The organism is Nocardiopsis deserti (genome assembly GCF_008638355.1).
In the GTDB taxonomy this organism is placed as follows: Bacteria; Actinomycetota; Actinomycetes; order Streptosporangiales; family Streptosporangiaceae; genus Nocardiopsis; species Nocardiopsis alborubida.
Map to the genome: position 1 here is coordinate 1 of NZ_VWVS01000015.1, position 22384 is coordinate 22384.

Below are 22384 nucleotides of genomic sequence, written 5' to 3' on the forward strand. Positions count from 1 at the left end.
TCGCCGAGATCACCACCAAGTTGATCCGCCGGGGGACCCACCGCAGCGTCCAGGCTTTGGAGAAGGACATCCGTGACTGGGCCGCCGCGTGGAACGAGGCTCCTCGGCCGTATGTGTGGACCAAAACGGCCCAGGAGATCCTCCAGAGCATCGCGGTGTACTGCCAACGCATCCCGAAACGAACTAATAAATCAGCACACTAGGTGGTGTTTTTTTGGACCTCCGCTTCGCTTCGGTCCGTGTTCGGGCGCCCGGAGAACAGGAACCTTCGGCGCCTACGGCGGGTTCGCTCGTTCCTCACGAACCCGCCTCCGGCACCTCCAGAACCCTGTGGGCGCCCGAACCAACCCCCAGCTGAGACCGGTTCACAAAACAGAACCTAGACGGGGCCGGGGGAAAGGACCACCGCCCCGGGAAATGGACCTTGGGGCGGAGCGGGGGAGGCTCCTAGTCTGGCCCCATGCCTGAGTACCGCGTGGTCGACGCCTTCACCGACCGGCCCCTGGCCGGGAACCCCGCCGCCGTCCTGGTCCTGGACGAGACCTACTCCGACGACTGGGCCCAGGGTGTGGCCGCCGAGTTCAACCTCTCCGAGACCGCCTTCGTCCGGCCCGTGCACGAGTCCGGGGCCGACTACGAACTGCGCTGGTTCACCCCCACCGTCGAGGTCGACCTGTGCGGGCACGCCACCCTGGCCACCGCGCACACCCTGTCCGAACTCGGCGTTCCCGGCCCCTACCGCTTCACCACCCACAGCGGCGTCCTCACCGTCACCGAGCGGGACGGACGGCTGTGGATGGACTTCCCCGCCGCGTGGCCCAAGCGGGTCGAGGAGCCCGAGGGGCTGGCCGAGGCCCTGGGCTCCCGCCCCCTGTGGACCGGGCTGGGCCTCGGGGGAGAGGACCTGCTGGTCGAGCTCGCCGACGAGGACGCCGTGCGGGGACTGGTGCCCGACATCGCCGCGCTGGGGCGGATGCCGTACCACCTGGTCATCGTCACCGCCCGGGCCGACGAGGGCCCCGACTTCGTCTCCCGTGTCTTCGGCCCCAACGTCGGCGTTCCCGAGGACCCGGTCACCGGCAGGGCGCACACCGTGCTCACCCCGTTCTGGTCCGACCGTCTGGGCCGCAGCGCGCTGAGCGCGCACCAGGCCTCCGCGCGCGGCGGCGACCTGCTGGTGGAGGAGCGCAACGGGCGCGTGCTGATCGGCGGCGAGGCGGTCACCGTGGCCACCGGCACGCTGTACCTCTAGGTTCCGACCGGGCCCTGCTCACCGCCCCGGAGCGCCGGGCCGACCGTGCGGGCCGCGGCGGGTCCGGCGGACGCCGAACGCGAGCGCGGGGAGGGAGGAATCCGGGTTTCCCCCTCACGGGGCCCCGAGTTCCGGTAGAACTGGTCCGAGGCACCTCCCCACCCCTCCCGGGGAGGTGCCCGCCGCGGCCTCTCCGGCACACCCCCTTGGTATCGGGGGGCCGCGGCGCACCCCCCGGAAGACCGGCCCCGCCGCCCCTGCGGGGCCGGTCCTCTCCGGCGGACGGCCACCGTTTCCGGGACTGTCGGCGAAGCCGTCCCGCCGGCGCCACCGCGTCCGCTGTCGGGCGGGGCGTCCGCGCCAGTCCTCGCTCCGAACAGGACGGACGCGGTTGTCCACAGGCCCTCTGCGGCGGATCCGCCAAACGCCTAACCTGGCCGGAGCAGAGGAAACGACGTCTGGGGGACAGAGCGATGACGGGACGGTACGGGGGCGGCCAGGGGCGCCGGTACGGCGGCGGGGGAGGCCGCGGCGGCGGGCGCAAACCCGAGCCCGAGCCGATCCGCGGCGTCCGCGACGAGGCCCGGCTCTCCGAGGAACTCCTGCGCATGGACGGCGCCTCCTACGGGCGCTACAAGTCCCTCAAGGGCGACTGGGACTTCGGCGACTTCACCCTGACCGTGCAGCGGGTCCAGTCCGACCCCTTCGCGCCGCCCTCGCGGGTGCGCGTGCTCATCCCGGACGCGGGCATTCCCAAGAGCGCCTGGGGCGACCCGGTGCGCCGCCGCGCCACCGCCGACTACCTGGGGCGGCGCGCACGCCGACTCCTGCGCGGATCGCTGCTCAAGATCGACACCGGCGGCCAGGAGGTGATCGAACGCTCCTCCTGCCAGCTCACCGACGGCGGCATCGACCTGCGCGTCGGCATCGACCTGCCCGGACACGGCCGCCGCATCGACGGCCGCACCGCCGAGCGGGAGCTGTGCCGCACGCTGCCCGGCCTGGTGGACGACCTGGACTGGGAGGAGATCGACACCGAGGAGGCCGCGGCCTTCGCCGACACCGTCGCCGACACGGTCGCCCTGCGTGCCCAACTGGGGGAGAGGGGCCTGGTGGCCTTCGTCGCGGACGGCGCCGTGCTGCCCCGGCGCAGTGGCGTCAGCGACGAACCCATGACCGGCGGCGCCGTGCCCTTCGCCTCCCCCGAGGGCCTGCGGATCAGCGTCGACCTGCCGCACAGGGGCACGGTGAGCGGCATGGGCGTCCCCGAGGGCATCACCCTCATCGTCGGCGGCGGCTTCCACGGCAAGTCCACCCTGCTGCACGCCCTGGAGCGCGGCGTCTACGACCACGTTCCCGGCGACGGGCGCGAACTGGTGGTGACCAGGGACGACGCCGTCAAGATCCGCGCGGAGGAGGGCCGCAGGGTCGAACGCGTGGACGTGAGCCCCTTCGTGCGCAACCTGCCCACCGGCGCCGACACGAGCGACTTCCGTACCGAGAACGCCTCCGGGTCCACCTCGCAGGCGGCCAACATCTGCGAGGCCGTCGAGGCGGGGGCGCACACCCTGCTGGTGGACGAGGACTCCACCGCCACCAACCTGATGATCCGCGACGAGCGCATGCAGGCCCTCGTGCACGGCGACCGGGAGCCCCTGGTCCCCTTCATCGACCTCGTCCGGCCCCTGCACCGCGACCACGGGGTGTCCACGGTCCTGGTCATGGGCGGCAGCGGCGACTACTTCGACGTCGCCGACCACGTCATCATGCTCGACGCCTACCACCCGCACGACGTCACCCAGCGGGCGCGCGAACTCGCCCACGAGCGCGTGGACGCGGACTTCGCCCTGCCGCGCCCCCGTGTGGTCGACCCCGCCTCCGTGGACGACAGCACCTCACGGGGCCGGGGCAGGATCAAGCGCCGCGACATGGACGTGCTGGTGTTCGGCGACCACGACGTCGACGTGCGCTCGGTGGAGCAGTTCGTCGACCCCGGACAGATCACCGGTGCCGGGCTGGCCCTGCGCGAGCTGGTCGCCGGACGCCACCTGGACGGCAGCCGAACCCTCGCCGAGGCGCTCGACTCCCTGGAGGAGGCCCTGGACAGAAGGGGCGTCACCCTGCTCGGCGCCGACTTCGGCGGTGACTACGTCCTGCCGCGCCGGTTCGAGGTCGCCGCCGTCCTCAACCGGTTGCGCTCGCTGCTGGTGGCCGACCTGCACTGAGCCACCGGGGCGGGGCCGGGGTGTGGTGGTCCTCTCATACCCCGGTTGCAGGAAGCTCCCTCCACCGGTCGGGGTTGACAGGGGTGCGGGGTGAGCGTCCTCGCACGGCTCAGCCGGTGGGGTGTGCTCCCCCCACCGGCCGGGGTCGCTGGGAACGTGGGGGGTGAGCGTCCTCGCACGGCTCAGCCACAGGCAGCCCCGGTCGGTATTGTGGAGAAGCAGGGCACAGCCTCCCAGGCGGTGCGAATCGGGCCTCCCGGCCGTACCCCGGCGCCCGACCGCCGCGTGAGCGCGACCCTGTGATCCCGACCAGTTTTGGAGACGAGAACCCGGTGCGCGATTCCGCAGATCTGTACGAACTCCACCCAGGCTTCGAGGATGTCGCCGGACTGGCGATGCTGGTCTGTCTGGACGGCTTCGTGGACGCCGGACACGCCGGGCGCCAGATGATCACGTCGCTGTTCGAGCGGTTCACCGCGGAGGAGATCGCGACCTTCGACGCCGACCGCCTCGTGGACTACCGCTCGCGCCGTCCGACGATGACCTTCGTCGAGAACACCTGGACCGCCTACGAGGCGCCCAAGCTCGCCCTGTACCGGATGTACGACGACGAGGGCGCCCCCTTCCTGGTCCTGCACGGCCCGGAGCCGGACCGCGAGTGGGAGGCCTTCGTCGCCGCCGTGGGCCGCCTCGTCGACCACTTCTCCGTCACGCTGTCCGTCAGCGTCCACGGCATCCCCATGGCGGTCCCGCACACCCGGCCGGTCACGGTCACCCCGCACTCCACCCGTCCCGAGCTGGTCGAGGGGCACACCCCGTGGATCGGCCGCGTCGAGGTGCCCGGCAGCGCCACCTCGCTGCTGGAGTACCGGCTGGGCGAGGGAGGCCACGACTTCGTGGGCTACGCAGTCCACGTGCCCAGTTACCTGGCCCAGGCCCAGTACCCGCGCGCGGCCATCGCCGCCGCCGAGTACGTGGCCGGGGCCACCGGCCTGGCCCTGCCCACCACGGAGATGGAGGAGGTCGCCGCGGCGACCGACGTCGACATCGCGGAGCAGGTCATGGCCTCCGAGGAGATCCAGCGGGTCGTGGCCAACCTGGAGCGCCAGTACGACGACATCATGTCCTCGCGGACCGACCCCCAGGAACGTCCCACGCTCCCGCTGGCCGAGGACGACGCCCAGCTGCCCACCGCCGACGAGCTCGGCGCCGAACTCGAACGCTTCCTCGCCGAGCGCGAGGGCGAGGGAAACGGATGACCGTGTTCTACCAGATGCTCTTCCGCTCGGTCCTGCGCCACATGGACGCGGAGAAGGTCCACAGGCTCAGCTTCGCCGCGCTGCGCGGGGTGACCGCCCTGCCCGCCGTGGCCTCCGCCATGAACGGTGTGCTCGGTCCGCGTGAGCCGGAGCTGACGGTGCACGCCCTCGGGCAGGAGTTCCCCGGTCCGCTGGGGCTCGCGGCCGGTTTCGACAAGAACGCGGAGAGCCCCTCCGGGCTGGCCGCGCTCGGCTTCGGCTTCGTGGAGGTCGGCACCGTCACCGCCCAGCCCCAGCCGGGCAACCCCCGGCCGCGCCTGTCCCGGCTGGTGGCCGACCGCGCGATCGTCAACCGGATGGGCTTCAACAACGAGGGGTCGGCCCTGGTCGCCGAACGCCTCCACCACCGGCGCGGCGGGCGCCGTCCCGTGCTCGGCGTCAACATCGGCAAGACCAAGGTGACCCCCGAGGAGGAGGCCCCCGCCGACTACGCCCTCAGCGCCCGGCGCCTGGCCCGCTACGCCGACTACCTGGTGGTCAACGTCAGCTCGCCCAACACCCCCGGGCTGCGCAACCTCCAGGGCGTGGAGCAGCTGCGCCCGCTCCTGGCGGCCGTGCGCGAGGCCCTGGCCGAGGCCGGTCGCCCGGACCTGCCCCTCCTGGTGAAGATCGCCCCCGACCTCGCCGACGAGGACGTCGACGCCGTCGCCGACCTCGCCCTGGCCGAGGGGCTCGACGGCATCATCGCCACCAACACCACCATCTCCCGCGAGGGCCTGACCACCCCCGCGGCGCAGGTGGAGGCCGCCGGTGGGGGTGGCCTGTCCGGCGCCCCCCTCAAGCGGCGCTCCCTGGAGGTGCTGCGCCGCCTGCGCGCCCGCGTGGGCGACCGGGTGACCCTGATCGCCGTCGGCGGCATCGAGACGCCCCTGGACGCCTGGTTCCGCATCCGCGCGGGGGCCAGCCTCGTGCAGGGTTACACCGGTCTCATCTACGGCGGTCCCCTCTGGCCTCGCCGCATCAACCGCGGCCTCGCCCGGCTGGTACGGGCCTCCGGCCACCGCTCCATCAACGAGGTCGTCGGGGCCGACGTCCCCGCGCCGATCGCCCCGGCGGCCGGCGCCGGGCAGGGGGCGGACCCCGCCGCGGCCACCGCCCAGGGCTGAGCCCGCCACCACAGCCGGGCCCGCCGCGACGGGCGGGGCACGACGCCGCTCCACGGACGCGGCGGCCGGTGGGACGCTCCCCACCGGCCGCCGACGCGCGTGCCTCACCCGCCCGCGGGCCTCAGGAACCGGCGGGCGCGGACAGCCCCTCGGGCGGATAGCTCTTCCCGGTCTCCGGGCCGTCGTAGACCTGGCTGACGGTCGCGAACTCGTACCCGTCCGCCCGTAGCCGCTCGATGATCTCGGGGACCGCGGCCAGGGTCGGCTCAAGGGGGTCGTGCAGCAGCACCACGCCTCCGGGCCGGGCCCCGTCCACCACGCTCTCCACGACCTCGTCGCGGCTCATGTCGGTCCAGTCCTCGCTGTCCTGGCTCCACAGGATCTCGGCCATGCCCTGACGGCCGATCTCCTCCAGGACCTCCGGCGAGCTGTCGCCGAACGGCGGCCGGAACAGTTCCACGGTGTGTCCCGTCTGGCGGCGCACCATCGCGCTCACCGCGGCCACCTGGTGGGCCAGTTCCTCCCCCTTGAAGGCCTTGGGCATGTGCTCGTGCAGATGGTTGTGGCTGCCGATCTCGTGCCCCTCGGCGTAGGCGCGCCGGATCACGCTGGGCCGGGTCAGCGCAGGGTTGCCGTTGAGGAAGAAGGTGGCCGCCACCTCCTCCTCCGCCAGCAGGTCCAGCAGTTCCGGAGTCGTCGCGACCGGTCCGTCGTCGAAGGTCAGCGCGATGCACTTGGCCTCGGCGCAGTCCAGGTCCGGGTCTCCCGCCGAGACCACCCCCGGCACCCGCGGCTCGGCCGGGGGCTCGCCGGCGGGCGCCTCCACGGTCAGCACGGGCTCCTCCGCCATGGAAGCCTCCCGCGCCCGCTCGCCCAGGTCGGACAGCAGGGGCGCGGCCTTCTCGGCGGGCACCACCGCGACCATCCTCCCCGGTTCCGAGGACGGGGGGTGGCCCTCCACGACCGGGGACAGATGCCCGTCGTCGAACTCCACCACCAGGTCCCCGTCGGCGTTGAACCCCATCGAGTCGTAGGTGCGCATCACCGGGTGAAGGCCCCGCGCGTCCACGGCCTCCTCGTCGGCGAACGAGGCGCGGACGATCCCGTTGAGCTCCCGGAGCGCCGCGTCGTCGGTCAGCAGCTCCGTGGAGTAGGCGGTGTGGCCGGTGGACGCGTCGTACCAGTACGTCCCGTACCCCTGGCGCAGCCCGTGGAAGTCCTCCTCGGTGCGCACCAGGCGCACACCCAGCACCCCGTTCCCGGCGGCGGCCACCTCCCAGTCGACGTCCAGGCTGACCGGGTCACGGCTGGCGCCCCGGTAGTCCCGCACCTCCTGGTCCACCTGGGCGGCCAGTTCCTCGGCGAAGGCGTCCGCCCCCGCGAACACCGGGTAGGCGACGTCGATCGCGAGCCCTTCGGGCTTGTACGGGTGGTCCTCGAAGTCGGAGGCGTCCCCGCGCCACTCGGTGACCCCGTCCCCCGGCTCGTCCACCACCACCGTGATCAGCTCCGGGTCCTTCCCACCCCCCGAGGCGATCCCCTCGGTGTCGCACGCGGACAGGGGCAGGACCAGCGCGACCAGCGCCGCCCCGGGCCACCGGGCCCTGCGCGCCCACGGCCGGCTCCCCCCGGCCCCGGGGCGCGGGGCGGCCTCGTTCGGGTGGATTCGAGTCGACGACAACACCGGACTCCCTCATCCCTCAGCGGGTGGCCAACACGGCTGCTGCTGGGAGCAACATAGGGGACGCCGTCCCCCGTCCTGTGACGGTGACCACATGTGGTCACCGCCACAGGACGGAGAACGCGCCGGAGACCGGGAACACCCCCGCGGGGCGCCCTTCCCGCGTCACCCGGTGCCCTCACACGGCTCCGCGCACCGTGGGTCCCACCGGTCGCGGCCCCGAAGCCCTCTCCCGGGGACATCCTCCCCCGGACCGCTCGCCGCGCCGTGACGCCGCGCCCTCAGGCCCCCTCGGAAGCCTCTCGGGGCTCCCTAGGGAGCCTGCTCGTCTTCCTCACCGTGCTCCCCGGCCCCCTCGGAGGGCTCGGCGCTCTCCTCCGGGGCGTCGGGGACCCCGTCGACGTAGATCTCGCCGGGGGTCGTGGTCCCGAGCAGCTGGGACACCGTGACCATGGTGTACCCGTGCTCGTCCAGATCCCGGATGATCGCGCGGGAGGCGTCGATGGTCGTGCCGTGGATGTCGTGCATGAGGATGATCGCCCCGTCCGAGGCTCCCTCCACCGCCCGGTCGTGGACCAACGAGGTTTTGCGGTCCTTCCAGTCGAGGGTGTCCACGCTCCACAGGATCTGGGCCAGGCCCATGTCCGCGGTCACCGAGGCCACGCTCTCGTTGGTCGAGCCGTAGGGCGGGCGCATGAGGTCCATGCTGTAGCCCGTCTCGCGGTACACCAGTGCCTGCACGACGTCCAGGTCCGAGCGCACCCCTCCCGCGCCCAGACCGGCCAGGTCGGGGTGGTTCAGGGTGTGGTTGGCGATCTCGTGCCCCTCGGCGTAGGCGCGCCGCACCGTGTGCGGGTGCTCCATGACGGGGTTGCCGGTGACGAAGAACGTGGCCCGCGCGTCGTACTCGGCGAGGGCGTCCAGCAGTTCGGGGGTGCGCCCGCCGGGGCCGTCGTCGTAGGTCAGCGCCACGCACTTGGTGTCGGGGTCGGAGCAGTCGACGCCGGAGTCCACCGCGGACACCTGTCCGGGCACGGGTCCGTCCTCCTGGCCGTCCTTGTCGGCCTGGGGCGGGGCGGCGATGGAGAAGTCCTCGACGCCCACGGTCGCGGCGTCGCGCACGCGCAGGCCCAGCTCGGACAGCAGGCCCTCGGCCTCACCGGCGTCCACCACCGCGCGCGTGCGGCCCTCCTCCGCCGGGGCGACCTGCCCGGCGTCGAACTCCACGACCAGGTCCCCGTCGGGGTTGAAGCCCACCGAGTCGTACAGGGAGCTGATCGGATGGATGACGTCGGGGTCGGCCGACCCCTCCCCGCCGTCCCCGTTCCCGACGGCGCCGCGCACCAGGCCGTTGAGCTCCTCCAGCTGTTCCTGGCCGCCGACCAGGGCGGCGGAGGGGTGGTGCGCCGCGGTCGCGGTGTCGTACCAGTAGGTGGTGTACCCCTCCCGGGACCCCTCGGAGTCGGTCTCGACCCGGGTCATGCGGACCCCGAGCAGGCCGTCGCGCGCCGCGGTCAGGTTCCACCCCGCCTCGAAGGAGACCGCGCCGGGGTTGGCCGCCTCGAAGGCGTGTACCTCGTCGGTCAGTTCACGCTCCAGGAAGTCGGCCAGCGGTTCGGCGTTGGGGATCACCGGGTAGGTCACCGCGACGGAGACATCCCCGTCGTAGGGCAGCTCGGCCTCCTCCACGCCCGCCACGGCGGCCGCGTCCACCTCGGTCAGCCCGTCGGGATCACCGGAGGCCGGGGGCGGCGGTTCGCTCTCGGAGACCGGCGCTCCGTGCGTCTGCTCCGGGGGTTCGGACTCGCCGGAGGAGCGGGTGGCCAACAACACCATGCCCGCCAGTACCGCCAGGGCTACCACGACCGTGATCAGGGGGTGGTCCGGTGCCATGGCGAGGCGGGACTGCTTATTCACGAGGGAATCTCCACGTTCATCGCTCAGACGAACGTCCGCGGGGAGCAGAGGGGAGGCTCACCCGCGCAACGCTTGACTTCGTGTGTGACGCCGACCGTGGGACGGGGGTTCTCACCGTTCGGGTCGGTCGCATGGGGCCGCACGCCGAGTACAGGGGCGGGGGCCCTCCCTATACTTGCAGCCGTGGAAGGTACATGATCCACCTCGCGGGCCCGGCCCGGACGGGGCGGAACCATGTCGCAAGAGGGAACCCGGTGCGAGTCCGGGACTGCCCCGCAGCGGTATGGGGGAACGAACGTCGCCATGAGCACTGGTAGTGCCGGTCACGAGGACCGGAAACCGGGAAGCGGCGGCCAGTAGGAGGAGCGGTGTCCGCACCGCCCGCGCCCCCGAGTCCGAAGACCTGCCTCCACCCGGCGGCGCACCCGCGGCGCCGGTGGTCCCGCGCCCCGAGGGAGGGCCGGAGGCGGTGGCAGGTCCGGTGCGCGCCGGAGGCGCGCCCGTCGGCGTGCCCGCCCCTCTCCTCCCCCTCGCGGCCGGTACCCGGCTTTCGACGAGGGAGAGAAGCTCATGACCACGACCCCCACGCCGTCCGCGGCCCCGGGCGGGCCCCGCCCCTCCGTGCGCTCCACCGTGCACGGCTACCCGCGCATCGGCCCCGACCGCGAGCTCAAGCGCGCCTGCGAGTCGTACTGGAGGGGCCGCACCACCGCCCGTGAACTGGACGCGGTCGCCGCCGAGCTGCGCCTGGGCGTCTACGCCCAGCTGCGCGAGGCCGGTGTCGACGACATCCCCTCCAACACGTTCTCCTACTACGACCACGTGCTGGACACCGCGGTCCTGTTCGACCTGGTCCCCTCCCGTTTCGCCCCGCCCGCCGCCGCGCCGGACCGCGAGGAGGAGCTGCGCCGCTACTTCGCGCTCGCCCGCGGCGAGCAGGGCGCTCCGCCGCTGGAGATGACCAAGTGGTTCGACACGAACTACCACTACCTGGTCCCCGAACTCTCGCCCGGCACCCGCCCCCGCCTGGTGGGCGACAAGCCCGTCGCCGAGTTCCGCGAGGCCGCCGAGGCGGGTTTCCACACCCGCCCGGTCCTGGTCGGCCCGCTCACCTTCCTGATGCTGGCCAAGCCCGCCGACGGCGCACCCGGGGGCTGGGAGCCCGTCCAGTTGCTCGACCAGCTCCTGGACGCCTACGCCCAGCTGCTCGGCGACCTGCGGGCCGCGGGCGCCACCGAGGTCCAGTTGGACGAGCCGATCCTGGCCACCGACGAGGGCCGCGCCGCCGTCGGCCACCTGGAGCGCGCCTACCAGCGCCTGGGGTCGGTCACTGACCGCCCCTCCCTGCTGGTGTCCACCTACTTCGGCTCCATCGGCTCCGCCGCCCTGCGCGTCCTCAAGGACTCCGCGGTCGAGGCGGTCGGCCTGGACCTGGTCACCGACGGCGAGGGCGTGGACGACCTGGTGCGGGTCTCCGGCCTGGGCGCCACCCGCCTGGTCGCGGGCGTGGTGGAGGGCCGCAACGTCTGGCGCACCGACGTTCCGGCCGCCGTGGCCACGCTCGGCACCCTGCTGGCCCTCGCCGACGAGCTCACCGTGAGCACCTCCTGCTCCCTGCTGCACGTACCCCTGGACCTGGACGCCGAGACCTCCCTGGCACCCGGGCTGCGCGGGGCCCTGGCCTTCGCCAGGCAGAAGGCCCAGGAGACGGCCCTGCTCGGCCGCGTGCTGTCCGAGGGGGCCGAGGCCGAGTACACCGGACAGGGCGGCGTCCGTCCCCCCGCCTTCACCGACGCGCGCGTACGCGCCCGGCTCGACGCCCTGGGCCCGGACGCCTACGAGCGCCCGCAGGAGCGGGGGAGGCCCACCGACACCCCGCTCACCACGACCACCATCGGATCCTTCCCCCAGACCGCCGAGCTGCGCCGCGCCCGCGCCGCCCACCGCGGGGGCGAACTGGCCGAGGAGGCCTACAAGGACGTCCTGCGCGAGGAGATCGACCGCGTGATCGCGCTCCAGGAGGAGATCGGCCTGGACGTGCTCGTGCACGGCGAGCCCGAGCGCAACGACATGGTCCAGTACTTCGCCGAGCAGCTGGAGGGCTACGCCACCACCCGGAACGGGTGGGTGCAGTCCTACGGTTCGCGGTGCGTGCGCCCGCCGATCCTGTTCGGCGACGTCTCGCGCCCCGCGCCGATGACGGTCGAGTGGACCACCTACGCACAGTCGCGCACCGACAAGCCGGTCAAGGGCATGCTGACCGGGCCTGTCACCATGCTCGCCTGGTCGTTCGTGCGCACCGACCAGCCGCTCGGTGAGACCGCCCGCCAGGTGGGCCTCGCGCTGCGCGACGAGGTCGCCGACCTGGAACGCGCCGGGATCCGCCACATCCAGGTGGACGAGGCGGCCCTGCGCGAACTGCTGCCGCTGCGCTCGGAGCACCGGGAGCGGTACCTGGACTGGGCGGTGGGTTCCTTCCGCCTGGCCACGTCGGGGGTGTCGCCGTCCACGACCGTCCACACGCACATGTGCTACTCGGAGTTCGGGCTGATCGTCGGCGGCATCGAGGCGCTGGACACCGACGTCACCAGCGTGGAGGCGGCCCGCTCGCGCATGGAGCTGGTGCGGGACCTGGGCGGTCGGGGCTACAGGCGCGGGATCGGCCCGGGCGTGTACGACATCCACTCCCCGCGGGTGCCCTCGGTGGAGGAGATCGAGGGGGCGCTGCGCCTGGCGGTCGCGCACGTCGACGCCCAGAACCTGTGGGTGAACCCCGACTGCGGCCTCAAGACGCGCGGCTACGTCGAGGCCGAGCAGGCCCTGCGCAACATGGTCGAGGCGGCCCGCCGGGTGCGCGCCGACCTGCCGGGCGTCTGACCACCGGGGGCTGACACGCGAGAGGGGGCCGCGGCGAACGCCGCGGCCCCCTCAGGCCGTGTCCGGTCAGCTGTCTCAGCTGCCGACCAGGGCCAGCGCCTCGGCGCCGGCGTTGAGCATGATCTCCTCGACGTTGTCGGGCATGACCAGATCCTCGGCGGAGGCCCCCTCGGTGAAGGGCGGGTGCAACTGGTACTGGACCCGGACGTTGAGGTTGGCGGTGCGGATCAGCAGCGTGGCCTCGGGGATGTCCTCGCCCAGGAAGTCGTACTTGGTGAGGACGTAGTGGGCCTCGTCGCCGAGGTCCACCTCCTTGTCCTCCTCCACGTTCGCGGAGTCGTAGAAGGTGTTGTAGTCACCCTCGCCCCTGAGCTCCTGCACCCCGGACTGGAAGTCGGTGGTGGCGGCCTCGACGGAGTCGGCGGCGGAGTAGGGGACCTGGTAGCTGATCTCGAACATCGCGTAGCTCTCGGACGGGTTGCCCTCCGGGGCGGCCCCTTCCAGGCTCTCGCAGTAGGAGTTGTTGTCCTGGACGTACTTGTCGCCCTCGTCCTGGATCAGGAAGTCCGAGAGCACCTGGTCGGTGAAGGCGTCGCAGGGCTCGGCGGGCACCGCGTAGGGGGGCTCGCCCGCGGGGGCCGCGTCGGGGGTGGGCTCGGTCGTCTCCTCGCCGCCGGTAGTCGCCTCCGCGGTCGGGGAGGGCTCGGGCTCGGGCGCCACGGTCTGCTGTCCGCTGCCGTTGGTGACGAGCACGACCACGACCGCGATGACCAGGACGATGATCACGGCGCCGCCGCCGATCACGACCCACAGGCCCGCCTTGCTGCCGCCCTGGGGCTGCTGCGGCGGAGGGGGGTATCCGGGGCCGCCGGGGCCTCCGCCGTAGGGCGGCTGGCCGCCCCCGTACATCTGCTGCTCCTGGGGGCCGGGGAAACCCGCGGGGCCGCCGTAGGGCGGCTGTCCGCCGGTGCCGGGGTCACCGTAGGGGGCGCCGTGGGGCGGCTGTCCGCCGGTGCCGGGGTCACCGTAGGGGGCGCCGTGGGGCGGCTGTCCGCCGGTGCCGGGGTCACCGTAGGGGGCGCCGTGGGGCGGGCCGTAGGGCGGCTGGCCCCCACTGCTGTCCCCACCGCCGTATGGGTTCTGCGGCGGCTGGTTGTATGGTCCGTTTTCGCTCATGGCTCCCCTCGCCCGTGTGTGATGACCGTGTTGTCTGGGACGCGTGTGTGCGCCGTTGGGTTCTCACGGCTTCCCGTGCGACCCCGGAAGGGACACGGTGACCGTGTGGGGGGAGGCGCACCTGTCGCCACTGCCGTCCCGCGGGCGAGGGCGGGGGAGTGGGCGGGCGTTCCCCGCCTCCGTGCGGAGGTTGCGGTGGACCGGGGGACCGACCACCGGGGGCGGTGGCCGGATGAGGCCGAAGACGTCCTTCGGCCCGGGCCGGGACGTGTGCATCCTAGCCGCGAGTGGTGTCACCTGGGCAGGTCAGACCGGGGGTAGCAGGGTGAATCGTCACTGTTTTGTGTCGGTTGTGCAGGAGTTCATCCCGCACGTGACGCAATCGTGACGCCGTTCCCCGCGCGGTCGCGTCCCGCGCGGGGTAATGGGGCGTCCGTCGCGGGCACCGTCGGATCAGAACATCGAGATGTGCACGTGGTCGAAGTGGTTCTCGGTGATGCTGCCGCGGTCGGCCATGTCGCGCCAGCCCTCGCCGCCCCGGCGGATGTCCCAGATCTGCTGCCGGTAGATGATGTACATGATGCCCAGGCGGTCGGCGTTCTCCCTGGCCCACTCGGCGATCGCGTAGCCGCGGTCGACCTGCTCGGGGATGGGGGTGTTGCCGTTGGGGTCCACCATGAAGTCGCAGGCGCGGCCCTTGGGGTGCTCGCCGACGACCCAGCCGCCGACCGCCCGGTAGCAGCCCACACCGCCGTACTCGGTGCCCTCGCCGAACTCCTCGATGATCAGCTCACGCATCTGCTCGGTGCGCGGGGTGATGTTGAGCGGGCCGCCCATCGGCTGCACGGGGTGGTCAGCGATCATCTCCTGGACCTCCTCGCGGCGCCCCTCCAGCTCGTCCAGGTCCTCCTCGGCCTCGGCCAGCTGCTCCTCGGCGTTCTCCTGCGCGGTCTCGTCGCGCTCCAGGGCCTGGCTGAGCTGGTCGATCTTGTCCTGGTTGCTGGTGGACAGGTAGTCGATCACCACCGCGCGGTCGATGACCTCGTCGGGCTCGGTCTCGACGAACAGCGACATCGACAGGCCGATCCCGCTGCTGGTGTAGGTGGCCACCGCCAGGGCGCGCACCTGCTCGCGCGCGGCGTCCACGTCCTCGCGGGTGCTCTGGGCCCGCTCCTCGGCGCGCTCGACCTCCTGGATGACGCCCTCCATGTCGCGCAGCTCGCCGTTGAACTCCTCGCTCAGGGCCTCCGCGCGGTCCTGGAGGGCGCTCATGTCCTCCGGCTCACCGGGCACCGGCGCCGCCACGGCCGTGCCCTGGGGCGCGAACAGGAAGCTCCCCAGCACGGCCACGGCCAGCGCCGCCACACGCGCGCGGCCCGGGCGCACGGCGGCGGGAAGGAGCCCCGCCAGGGCCCGGGCGCGGTCCGGCCAGCTGAGTTCGGGAGGGTCGGGAGCCCAGAAGTCGGCGAAATCGTCCACTCGGCTCAGATCGTCGGGCTGCACGGTGTGGTCGCTCCTCGTGCCCGCGCGGCCCCCGGGCACGGGAGCGGAGCGGGCGCTGTTTCTCGTCGTTTCCCAAGCGGGGCCGACAGCCGCGGGAGCGGCCTCCGGCCCTGGCCTCTCGCGCACGCCCGGGGGCCGGGGGCGAGAGTAACGGGACCGTCATGAGTGTAGGCACTCGCGCGGGGATTCGGGAGGGACGGGACGAATACACCGTGCCGAGGGAGCCCCGGTGTGGTGGATGTAACCCGGGCCGAACAGCGAAATCCGGTGAACCGACCCTTTTCCCCGTGATTGAGTAGGAAACGTGAAGGCTTCCGCGTACGACCCAGCGACCACCGCGCCCACGCGGTCGGACACCGCCGAGCGGTGTCTGCCGCTGCCCGGCGGACGCTGTCGTGTCCGCCCGGTCCCGTGGAGCCGTCCTCAGCCCCCGGACAGCGGGGAGTAGGGGAGACCGCCGCCGAGGGCGGCGCGTCCCCGAACCGGCCGCCCCGCGCGTGCGCGCCACCGCTGTCGGCGCCCGCCCGACCACCGGCGCGCCGTCGCCCGCGCCCGCGGGGCGCTCCGTACGCTCGAACACGGGCGACGGGCCCGTGCCGGATCCCCGCCGGGCGCCACACCACCGCCAGACGTCGATGGGAACACCGTGATTGACGCAGTGGGCCTCCACAAGGCCTACAGGTTGAAGAAGCACCGGGTGACCGCCCTGGACGGGGTCGACCTGCACGTCGAGCCCGGCGAGATCTTCGGTGTCGTGGGCCAGAGCGGTGCGGGCAAGAGCACCCTGCTGCGCTCGGTCAACCTCCTGGAGCGCCCCGACGCCGGAACGGTCCGGGTCGACGGCGAGGAGCTCACCGCGCTGCGCGGCGCACGGCTGCGGGTGGCCCGCCGCCGCATCGGCATGGTGCACCAGCACTTCGCCCTGCTGTCCTCGCGCACCGTCGCGGGCAACGTGGCCTTCCCCATGGAGGTCTCCGGTGTCGACCGCGCCCGCCGCAGGAGGCGCGTGGGCGAACTCCTCGAACTCGTGGGCCTGGGGGACAAGGCGCGCGCCTACCCCTCCCAGCTCTCCGGCGGCCAGAAGCAGCGGGTGGGTATCGCCCGAGCGCTGGCCTCCGACCCCAAGGTGCTGCTCAGCGACGAGGCCACCTCCGCGCTCGACCCGGCCACCACCGACGCCATCCTCGCCCTGCTGCGCCGCCTGCGCGACGAGCTGGGCCTGACCATCCTGCTGATCACCCACGAGATGGACGTGATCAAGCGGATCTGCGACTCCGCGGCGATCATGGAGAACGGCGCGTTCCTGGAGTCGGGCCGGGTGCTCGACCTCATCGGCACCCCCGGCTCGCTGCTGGCGCGCTCGCTCTTCCCGCTGCCCGCACACGGCGGACCCGACACGGTCTACGTCACCTACCCGCGCTCCTTCGACGAGCCGCTCATGTCCGAGCTCACCCGCCGCTTCGACGTGGACGTCAACATTCTGGGCGGCGGCGTGGAGGAGGTCGCCGGGCAGTCCGTGGGCCGCCTGAGCGTCGACCTGCGCGGCGACCGCCGCGACCAGGCGCTCGCCTACCTGTCCGAGCACGGCCTGCTGGTCGAGGAGGCCCGCAAGTGAGCACCAACCCCGCAGACGTCCTCCACCTCGCCGCCGCTGCCGGGGGAACCGGCCCCTGGGACGCCGTCGTCGCGTTCGTCCAGGCCTGGCCCGCGATGTGGCCCGACCTGTGGCTGGGCACCCTGGACACCGTCTACATGGTGTGGTGGGCCACCGTCGTCAGCGTCCTGTTCGGCCTGCCGCTGGGCGTGCTGCTGGTGGCCACCGACCGGGGCGGGCTCATCCCCGCCCCCGCGGTGCGCGCCGTGCTCAGCGCCGTCGTCAACATCGGCCGCTCGCTGCCGTTCATCGTCCTGATGGTGGCGGTGCTCGCCCTGACCCGCCTCCTGGTGGGCACCACCCTGGGCCCCACGGCCGCGATCGTGCCCCTGAGCATCGGCGCGATCCCCTTCTTCGCCCGCCTGGTGGAGACCTCCCTGCGCGAGGTGGACCGCGGGGTCGTCGAGGCCGCGCACGCCATGGGCACCCGCCGCGTCACCATCGTGGGCAAGGTGATGCTGCCCGAGGCCATGCCCGGACTCATCGCGGGCCTGGTGATGACCGTGGTCACCCTCATCTCCTACTCGGCGATGGCCGGAGCCATCGGCGGCGGCGGCCTGGGCGACCTGGCCATCCGCGAGGGCTACCAGCGCTTCAACGACCACTACCTGTGGGCCACCGTCATCCTGCTCATCGTCATCGTGCAGATCGCGCAGAGCCTGGGCGACCTCCTGGTGCGCCGCCTGGCGCGGCGCTGACGCGACCGGGTACACACAGAAGAGCAGCCCCCTCCCCCCACGAGTTGTCCTGACGGCACGGAGGGAGACGGCGATGACCGAAGACGCGAGGAGGCGCGCGGCGCAGGGCACCGCTGCCGCGGCGACGGCGGCGGTGCTGCTGGCGGCCTGCGGCAGTCCCAGCGAGCGGGCCCAGGAGGAGACCGGCGGGGAGGACGTGACCGTCCTGAGGATCGGCGCCACCCCGACGCCGCACGCCGAGATCCTGGAGTTCGTCGACGAGAACCTGGCGGCCGACGCGGGCCTGGACCTGGACGTGTCCGTGTACACCGACTACAACCAGCCCAACGCGGCGCTGGCCGAGGGCGAGCTGCACGCCAACTACTACCAGACGCGGCCGTTCCTGGAGGAGTACCTCCAGGGCAACCCGGACGCGGACCTGAGCTACGTGACGGACGTGCACCTGGAGGCCTTCGGCGTCTACTCCCAGGAGCTGTCCGACCTGGCGGACCTGCCCGAGGGCGCGCAGATCGGCGTGCCCAACGACACCTCCAACATGGGCCGGGCACTGGACCTGCTCGACACCGAGGGCGTCATCACCCTGGCCGACACGGGCGACGGGGCGCCCTCGGTCGACGACATCGAGGACAACCCGCTCGACGTCACGATCACGCCGGTGGAGGCGGCCCAGCTGCCGCGCTCGCTCCAGGACCTGGACGCGGCGGTCGTCAACGGCAACTACGCCCTGGAGGCCGACCTGGTCTCCAGCGCCAACGTGCTGGCCTGGGAGGAGACCGAGGACAACCCCTACGCCAACGGGCTGGTGGTGCCCACGCACGACATCGGCGACGAGGAGATCGCCCGGCTCGACGAACTCCTGCACAGCGACGAGGTGCGCGCGTTCATGGAGGAGCGCTGGCAGGGCGTCGTGGTCCCCGTCGGCGGTGAGGGCACCTGAGGGTGGCGTCGGTCGGGTCGTACGGGCCGCGCCGCGGGATCCCGCGGCGCGGCCGCCGCGGCACGGTGCGGAGCCGTCGCCACCACCGTTTTCCCGTAACGTTTGGATTGCGGTGCGAGGGCTCTTGATTGACATCGAGGGTACTTCTCTGTTTCTTTTATGGGAGCGCTCCCAAACGATGTCCCCTCGTCATGGAAGGTGCGTACACCAGCAGTGAGCAACCGCAACGATTTCCCTGAGGGCTTCCTCTGGGGGGCGGCCACCGCCTCGTTCCAGATCGAAGGCGCCACGACCGCCGACGGCCGAGGCCGCAGCATCTGGGACACCTTCGCCGAGACACCCGGCAAGGTCCTGGGCGGAGACACCGGCGACCCCGCCGACGACCACTACCACCGCTACGCCGACGACGTCGCGCTCATGAGCCAGCTCAACCTGGGCGCGTACCGCTTCTCCGTCGCCTGGCCGCGGATCATCCCCGAGGGCACCGGCGCCGTGAACCAGGCCGGGATCGACTTCTACGACCGCCTGGTGGACACCCTCCTGGCGGCCGGGATCCAGCCCTGGGCGACCCTCTACCACTGGGACCTGCCCCAGCCGCTGGAGGACGCGGGAGGCTGGCCCCACCGCGACACCGCCTACCGCTTCCGCGACTACGCCCAGGTCGTCGCCGAGGCCCTCGGTGACCGCGTCAGCAACTGGATGACCATCAACGAGCCCTGGTGCTCGGCGTTCCTCGGCTACGAGAACGGCCACCACGCGCCGGGCCACAAGGACCCGGCCGCGGCCCTGGCCGCCGCCCACCACCTGCTGCTGGGCCACGGCCTGGCGGTCGAGGCGATCCGCTCCACCGGGCACCCCGCCCGGGTCGGCCTCGCCCACAACCAGGCGGTCATCCGGCCCCACGGCCCCAGCGCCGCGGACGCCCGCGCCGCCCGCCGCGCCGACGGCGTGCGCAACCGCATCTTCACCGACCCCCTGCTCAAGGGCCGCTACCCCGCGGACGTCAGGGAGGATCTCGCCGACGTCAGCGACTTCTCCTTCATCCAGGACGGCGACCTGGACATCACCTCCGCCCCCATGGACTTCCTGGGCGTCAACTACTACTCGCCCGAGTTCGTCGCCGCCTCCGCCAAGGGCCTGGACCCGGCGCTGGTCAGCGGTGAGGGCGGTGCCTGGCTCGGTGCCGAGCCCGAGGAGGTGCACGTCTCGCAGGGGCTGCCCGTCACGCACATGGGCTGGGAGATCGACCCCACCGGCCTGTACGACGTGCTCGTCCGCCTGGCCGGGGAGAGCGGCGGCATCGACCTCTACGTCACCGAGAACGGGTGCGCCTTCGAGGACACCGTCACCGACAGCGGCGAGGTCAACGACACCGACCGGATCGACTACTACGAGGGCCACCTGAGGGCGGCCAGGGAGGCCGCCCTGTCCGGAGTTCCCCTGCGCGGTTACTTCGCCTGGTCGCTCCTGGATAATTTCGAGTGGGCGTGGGGATACTCCCGCCGTTTCGGCATCGTGCACGTCGACTACGAGACGCAGCGCAGGACCATCAAGGACAGCGGTCACTGGTACGCCGAACTGGCCAAGACGGGGCAGTTCCCCGAGCGTTAGGACACGTCCGGCGTACGCTGCCCCTCGCGTGGCGGGGTAGGTGTCCGCCGAGCACGTCCTGCATCGCGCCGGACCGCCGCCGCGCACGCGGCGGCGGTCCGGCGAACCGCGGAAGGATCGTGGGGTGTCCCCAGGGGCACCCCACACAGTCGTTCCGGGCGGGTATGACCGTGGATGCCCGTCGCACACGCCGCCGCCCCGGGGAAGCAGTCCCCGGGACGGCGGGACACGATCCCAGAGGGAGCCTCGAAGTGGCCAAGATCGGTGGTGGTCGGAAGCGTCCGACCCTGGAGATGGTGGCGCAGCGCGCCGGGGTCGGACGTGGGACCGTCTCGCGGGTGATCAACGGGTCCGCGCAGGTGAGCCCCCGCACCCGGGAGGCCGTGCACGCCGCGATCGCCGAACTCGGCTACAGCCCGAACCAGGCCGCGCGCACCCTGGTCACCAGGCGCACCGACACGATCGCGCTGGTCGTCTCCGAGCCCCGGGACCGGCTGTTCTCCGACCCCTTCTTCGCCGACATCATCCGCGGCGTGAGCTCGGTCCTGCACGAGCGCGACCTCCAGCTCATGCTCACCACGGCCCGGACCGAGGCCGAGCACAAGCGCGTGGGCGACTACCTCAGCGGCTTCCACGTGGACGGAGCGCTGCTGATCTCCCTGCACAGCGACAACCCGCTCTCGGCCCGTCTGGACGAGGCCGGGGTGCCGGTCGTCCACGGCGGTCGCCCGCACTCGCCCGAACAGCCCGCGCCCTACTGCGTCGACATCGACAACATCGGCGGGGCACGGATGGCCATCCGCCACCTCCTGGACCGCGGGTGCCGACGGGTGGCCGCCATCACCGGCCCCCTGGACATGAACGCCGGTGTGGAGCGCCTGCGCGGCTACCGCGAGGTCATGGCCGCCGCCGGGCTGGAGGTCGACGACAGGCTCGTCGTGCAGGGCGACTTCAGCGTTGAGGGGGGAGCCGAGGCGATGGAGCGGCTCCTGGACACCGGGTTGGAGCCCGACGCGGTGTTCGCGGCCTCCGACATGATGGCGCTCGGCGGACTGCGGGTGCTGCGCGCACGCGGCCTGAGCGTGCCCGGGGACGTGGCCCTGGTGGGCTACGACGACACCGTCATGGCCCAGCACAGCGACCCGCCGCTGACCACCATCCACCAGCCCACGGTGCAGATGGGACAGGAGATGGCGCGGCTCCTGGTGGACGTGGCGATCCCGCGCACGACGGAGGCCGAGACCGTCATGCTCGGCACCCACCTGGTCGTCCGCGAGACCGGCTGAGCCGCGGGGCGTCCCGGCGCCGCCGGGACCCGCGCACGCACCGCCCCGCAGCGTTCTGACCCGCCCGTTCACGCCCTCCCAGGTGGACGCGGCGCGGTGACTGTGCGAGGCTGGTCGCGATTTCGCGGGAGACGGTGGGAGCGCATGGAGCGGGAACCGACACACAGCCGGTGTGCGATTTCCTCGTGCGGATGGTGTGAGCGGGACGGCGTCGACTGCCGGTTCTGCTCCGGCACGGGCTGGTGGCGACCCGAGCGGCCGCACCGCGACGGCAGCGGGGTGATCGTCTGGCTCCGCGTCGACGAGCCCTGCCGCGGGTGCGCGGGCACGGGCAAGGAGCACAGCCCCACCGCCGCCCTCTGAACGGGGGCACGCCGCCCCTTCCGCGGTGGACAAGGAGAAGCACATGCGCTGGGTGACCTATCTGTCGCCGAGCGGCGGCAGCGAGCGCGTCGGAGCCCTGGACGAGGGCGACGTGCTGGGCAGCCCCGACCCCGTCCGCCTCGCCGACCTGCTGGAGGCGGGCGGTGACGTCCTGGCCGGTGCCCACGAACGCGCCGTCGCCGAACCGATCGAGATCATCGTCGAGCCGGAGGCGCGCATGTGCGCCCCGCTGGTCCCGGCGGAGCCGGTGCCGGTCCGGGCGGGCGACGAGGTCTGGCAGGTCCCCCCGGAACTGGTGCGGGGCTCGGACGACGCCGTGCCGCCCCGGGCGCGCTCGGCCCGCGTGGGCGTGGCCGCCGTCGCCGGGGGAGGGGCGTCGGTGAGCGCCTACACGCCCGCCTGCCTGTGGCTGGACGGCGCGGGGCAGCCGGTGCAGCTGACCCTGGGGCCGGTGCTGACCACCGCCGACGAGGTGCCGGGGGAGCCGCTGGGCGTGAGCGCCTCGGTGGAGGAGGGGGAGCTGGGCCGCGGCCTGGTGGACCCCGCGCACGCGTGGCTGGTGTCGGGCTCGGGGCGGGTGCGCGCGCTGCTGCCGGTGGCGACCCCGCCGCTGGAGACCGACGACGAGCTTTTCGTGGACGCCGACGTCCTGGGCACCTTCGAGGTCCGTGTCGGCTCCCAGGTCTGACCGCGGCCGCGGCGCTCCCCGGTGGACTGGACGGAAACGTTGCTGGTGTGTCAGGAGGGTTCTGACCTGC

At 72.8% G+C, this 22384-nt stretch carries 16 protein-coding genes, 1 pseudogene and 1 riboswitch; of the genes and pseudogenes, 13 read left to right on the forward strand and 4 right to left on the reverse strand.

Features of this window, described 5'->3' with window-relative positions; genetic code table 11:
* The 5 genes and pseudogenes from FYW99_RS31875 to FYW99_RS20060 all read left to right on the forward strand — a co-directional run.
* Window positions 1-203: pseudogene (locus FYW99_RS31875) on the forward strand (IS630 family transposase); the annotation flags it as partial.
* Between the two features lie 257 nt (window positions 204-460).
* Complete coding sequence (locus FYW99_RS20045) at window positions 461-1252, forward strand: PhzF family phenazine biosynthesis protein (RefSeq protein ID WP_150253592.1); 792 nt, start codon at window positions 461-463, stop codon at window positions 1250-1252.
* A 473-nt stretch (window positions 1253-1725) separates the two neighbouring features.
* A complete protein-coding gene (locus FYW99_RS20050; protein WP_150253593.1) occupies window positions 1726-3477 on the forward strand; it encodes an ABC-ATPase domain-containing protein in 1752 nt (583 codons plus the stop codon).
* A 332-nt stretch (window positions 3478-3809) separates the two neighbouring features.
* Window positions 3810-4736: a proteasome assembly chaperone family protein gene (locus FYW99_RS20055; protein WP_150253594.1), complete on the forward strand. Its 927-nt coding sequence runs from the start codon at window positions 3810-3812 to the stop codon at window positions 4734-4736.
* Window positions 4733-5902 carry a quinone-dependent dihydroorotate dehydrogenase gene (locus FYW99_RS20060; protein ID WP_150253595.1) on the forward strand — a complete coding sequence of 390 codons (1170 nt, stop codon included), beginning with the start codon at window positions 4733-4735 and terminating at the stop codon, window positions 5900-5902. Before FYW99_RS20055 ends, FYW99_RS20060 begins: the two co-directional genes overlap by 4 nt.
* Before the next feature lie 121 nt (window positions 5903-6023).
* Here the strand turns inward: FYW99_RS20060 and FYW99_RS20065 are convergent, their stop codons facing one another.
* Window positions 6024-7583 (reverse strand): polysaccharide deacetylase family protein, encoded by a 1560-nt coding sequence (locus FYW99_RS20065; protein WP_150253596.1) that lies wholly within the window; start codon window positions 7581-7583, stop codon window positions 6024-6026.
* A gap of 312 nt (window positions 7584-7895) precedes the next feature.
* Window positions 7896-9476, reverse strand: a complete 1581-nt coding sequence (locus FYW99_RS20070; RefSeq protein ID WP_150253815.1) for a polysaccharide deacetylase family protein — start codon at window positions 9474-9476, stop codon at window positions 7896-7898.
* Between the two features lie 268 nt (window positions 9477-9744).
* Window positions 9745-9905: riboswitch (cobalamin riboswitch) on the forward strand.
* Window positions 9906-10070: 165 nt separating this feature from the next.
* Between FYW99_RS20070 and metE the strand changes: the two genes are divergently transcribed.
* Window positions 10071-12377 carry a 5-methyltetrahydropteroyltriglutamate--homocysteine S-methyltransferase gene (gene metE, locus FYW99_RS20075; protein WP_150253597.1) on the forward strand — a complete coding sequence of 769 codons (2307 nt, stop codon included), beginning with the start codon at window positions 10071-10073 and terminating at the stop codon, window positions 12375-12377.
* A gap of 75 nt (window positions 12378-12452) precedes the next feature.
* Here the strand turns inward: metE and FYW99_RS20080 are convergent, their stop codons facing one another.
* Window positions 12453-13553: a DUF3558 domain-containing protein gene (locus tag FYW99_RS20080; RefSeq protein WP_150253598.1), complete on the reverse strand. Its 1101-nt coding sequence runs from the start codon at window positions 13551-13553 to the stop codon at window positions 12453-12455.
* A 453-nt stretch (window positions 13554-14006) separates the two neighbouring features.
* On the reverse strand, window positions 14007-15056 hold the full coding sequence (locus tag FYW99_RS20085) for a coiled-coil domain-containing protein (protein WP_150253599.1): 1050 nt from the start codon (window positions 15054-15056) through the stop codon (window positions 14007-14009).
* 658 nt (window positions 15057-15714) lie between these two features.
* On the opposite strand from FYW99_RS20085, the gene FYW99_RS20090 reads away from it, so the two are divergent.
* The 7 genes from FYW99_RS20090 (at window position 15715) to FYW99_RS20120 (ending at window position 22314) form a co-directional block, all read left to right on the forward strand.
* Window positions 15715-16671, forward strand: a complete 957-nt coding sequence (locus FYW99_RS20090) for a methionine ABC transporter ATP-binding protein (protein ID WP_150253816.1) — start codon at window positions 15715-15717, stop codon at window positions 16669-16671.
* On the forward strand, window positions 16668-17408 hold the full coding sequence (locus FYW99_RS20095; RefSeq protein ID WP_150253600.1) for a methionine ABC transporter permease: 741 nt from the start codon (window positions 16668-16670) through the stop codon (window positions 17406-17408). Before FYW99_RS20090 ends, FYW99_RS20095 begins: the two co-directional genes overlap by 4 nt.
* 73 nt (window positions 17409-17481) lie before the next feature.
* Complete coding sequence (locus FYW99_RS20100; protein ID WP_150253601.1) at window positions 17482-18345, forward strand: MetQ/NlpA family ABC transporter substrate-binding protein; 864 nt, start codon at window positions 17482-17484, stop codon at window positions 18343-18345.
* A gap of 213 nt (window positions 18346-18558) precedes the next feature.
* Window positions 18559-19956, forward strand: a complete 1398-nt coding sequence (locus FYW99_RS20105) for a GH1 family beta-glucosidase (protein ID WP_150253602.1) — start codon at window positions 18559-18561, stop codon at window positions 19954-19956.
* A gap of 251 nt (window positions 19957-20207) precedes the next feature.
* The gene (locus FYW99_RS20110; RefSeq protein WP_150253603.1) at window positions 20208-21242 is read left to right on the forward strand and encodes a LacI family DNA-binding transcriptional regulator; all 1035 of its coding nucleotides are present in this window, start codon (window positions 20208-20210) and stop codon (window positions 21240-21242) included.
* 144 nt (window positions 21243-21386) lie between these two features.
* Entirely contained in the window at window positions 21387-21605 is a 219-nt protein-coding gene (locus FYW99_RS32465; RefSeq protein ID WP_150253604.1) for a hypothetical protein, read from the forward strand.
* A gap of 43 nt (window positions 21606-21648) precedes the next feature.
* Window positions 21649-22314 carry a hypothetical protein gene (locus FYW99_RS20120; protein ID WP_150253605.1) on the forward strand — a complete coding sequence of 222 codons (666 nt, stop codon included), beginning with the start codon at window positions 21649-21651 and terminating at the stop codon, window positions 22312-22314.
* Window positions 22315-22384: the final 70 nt, after the last annotated feature.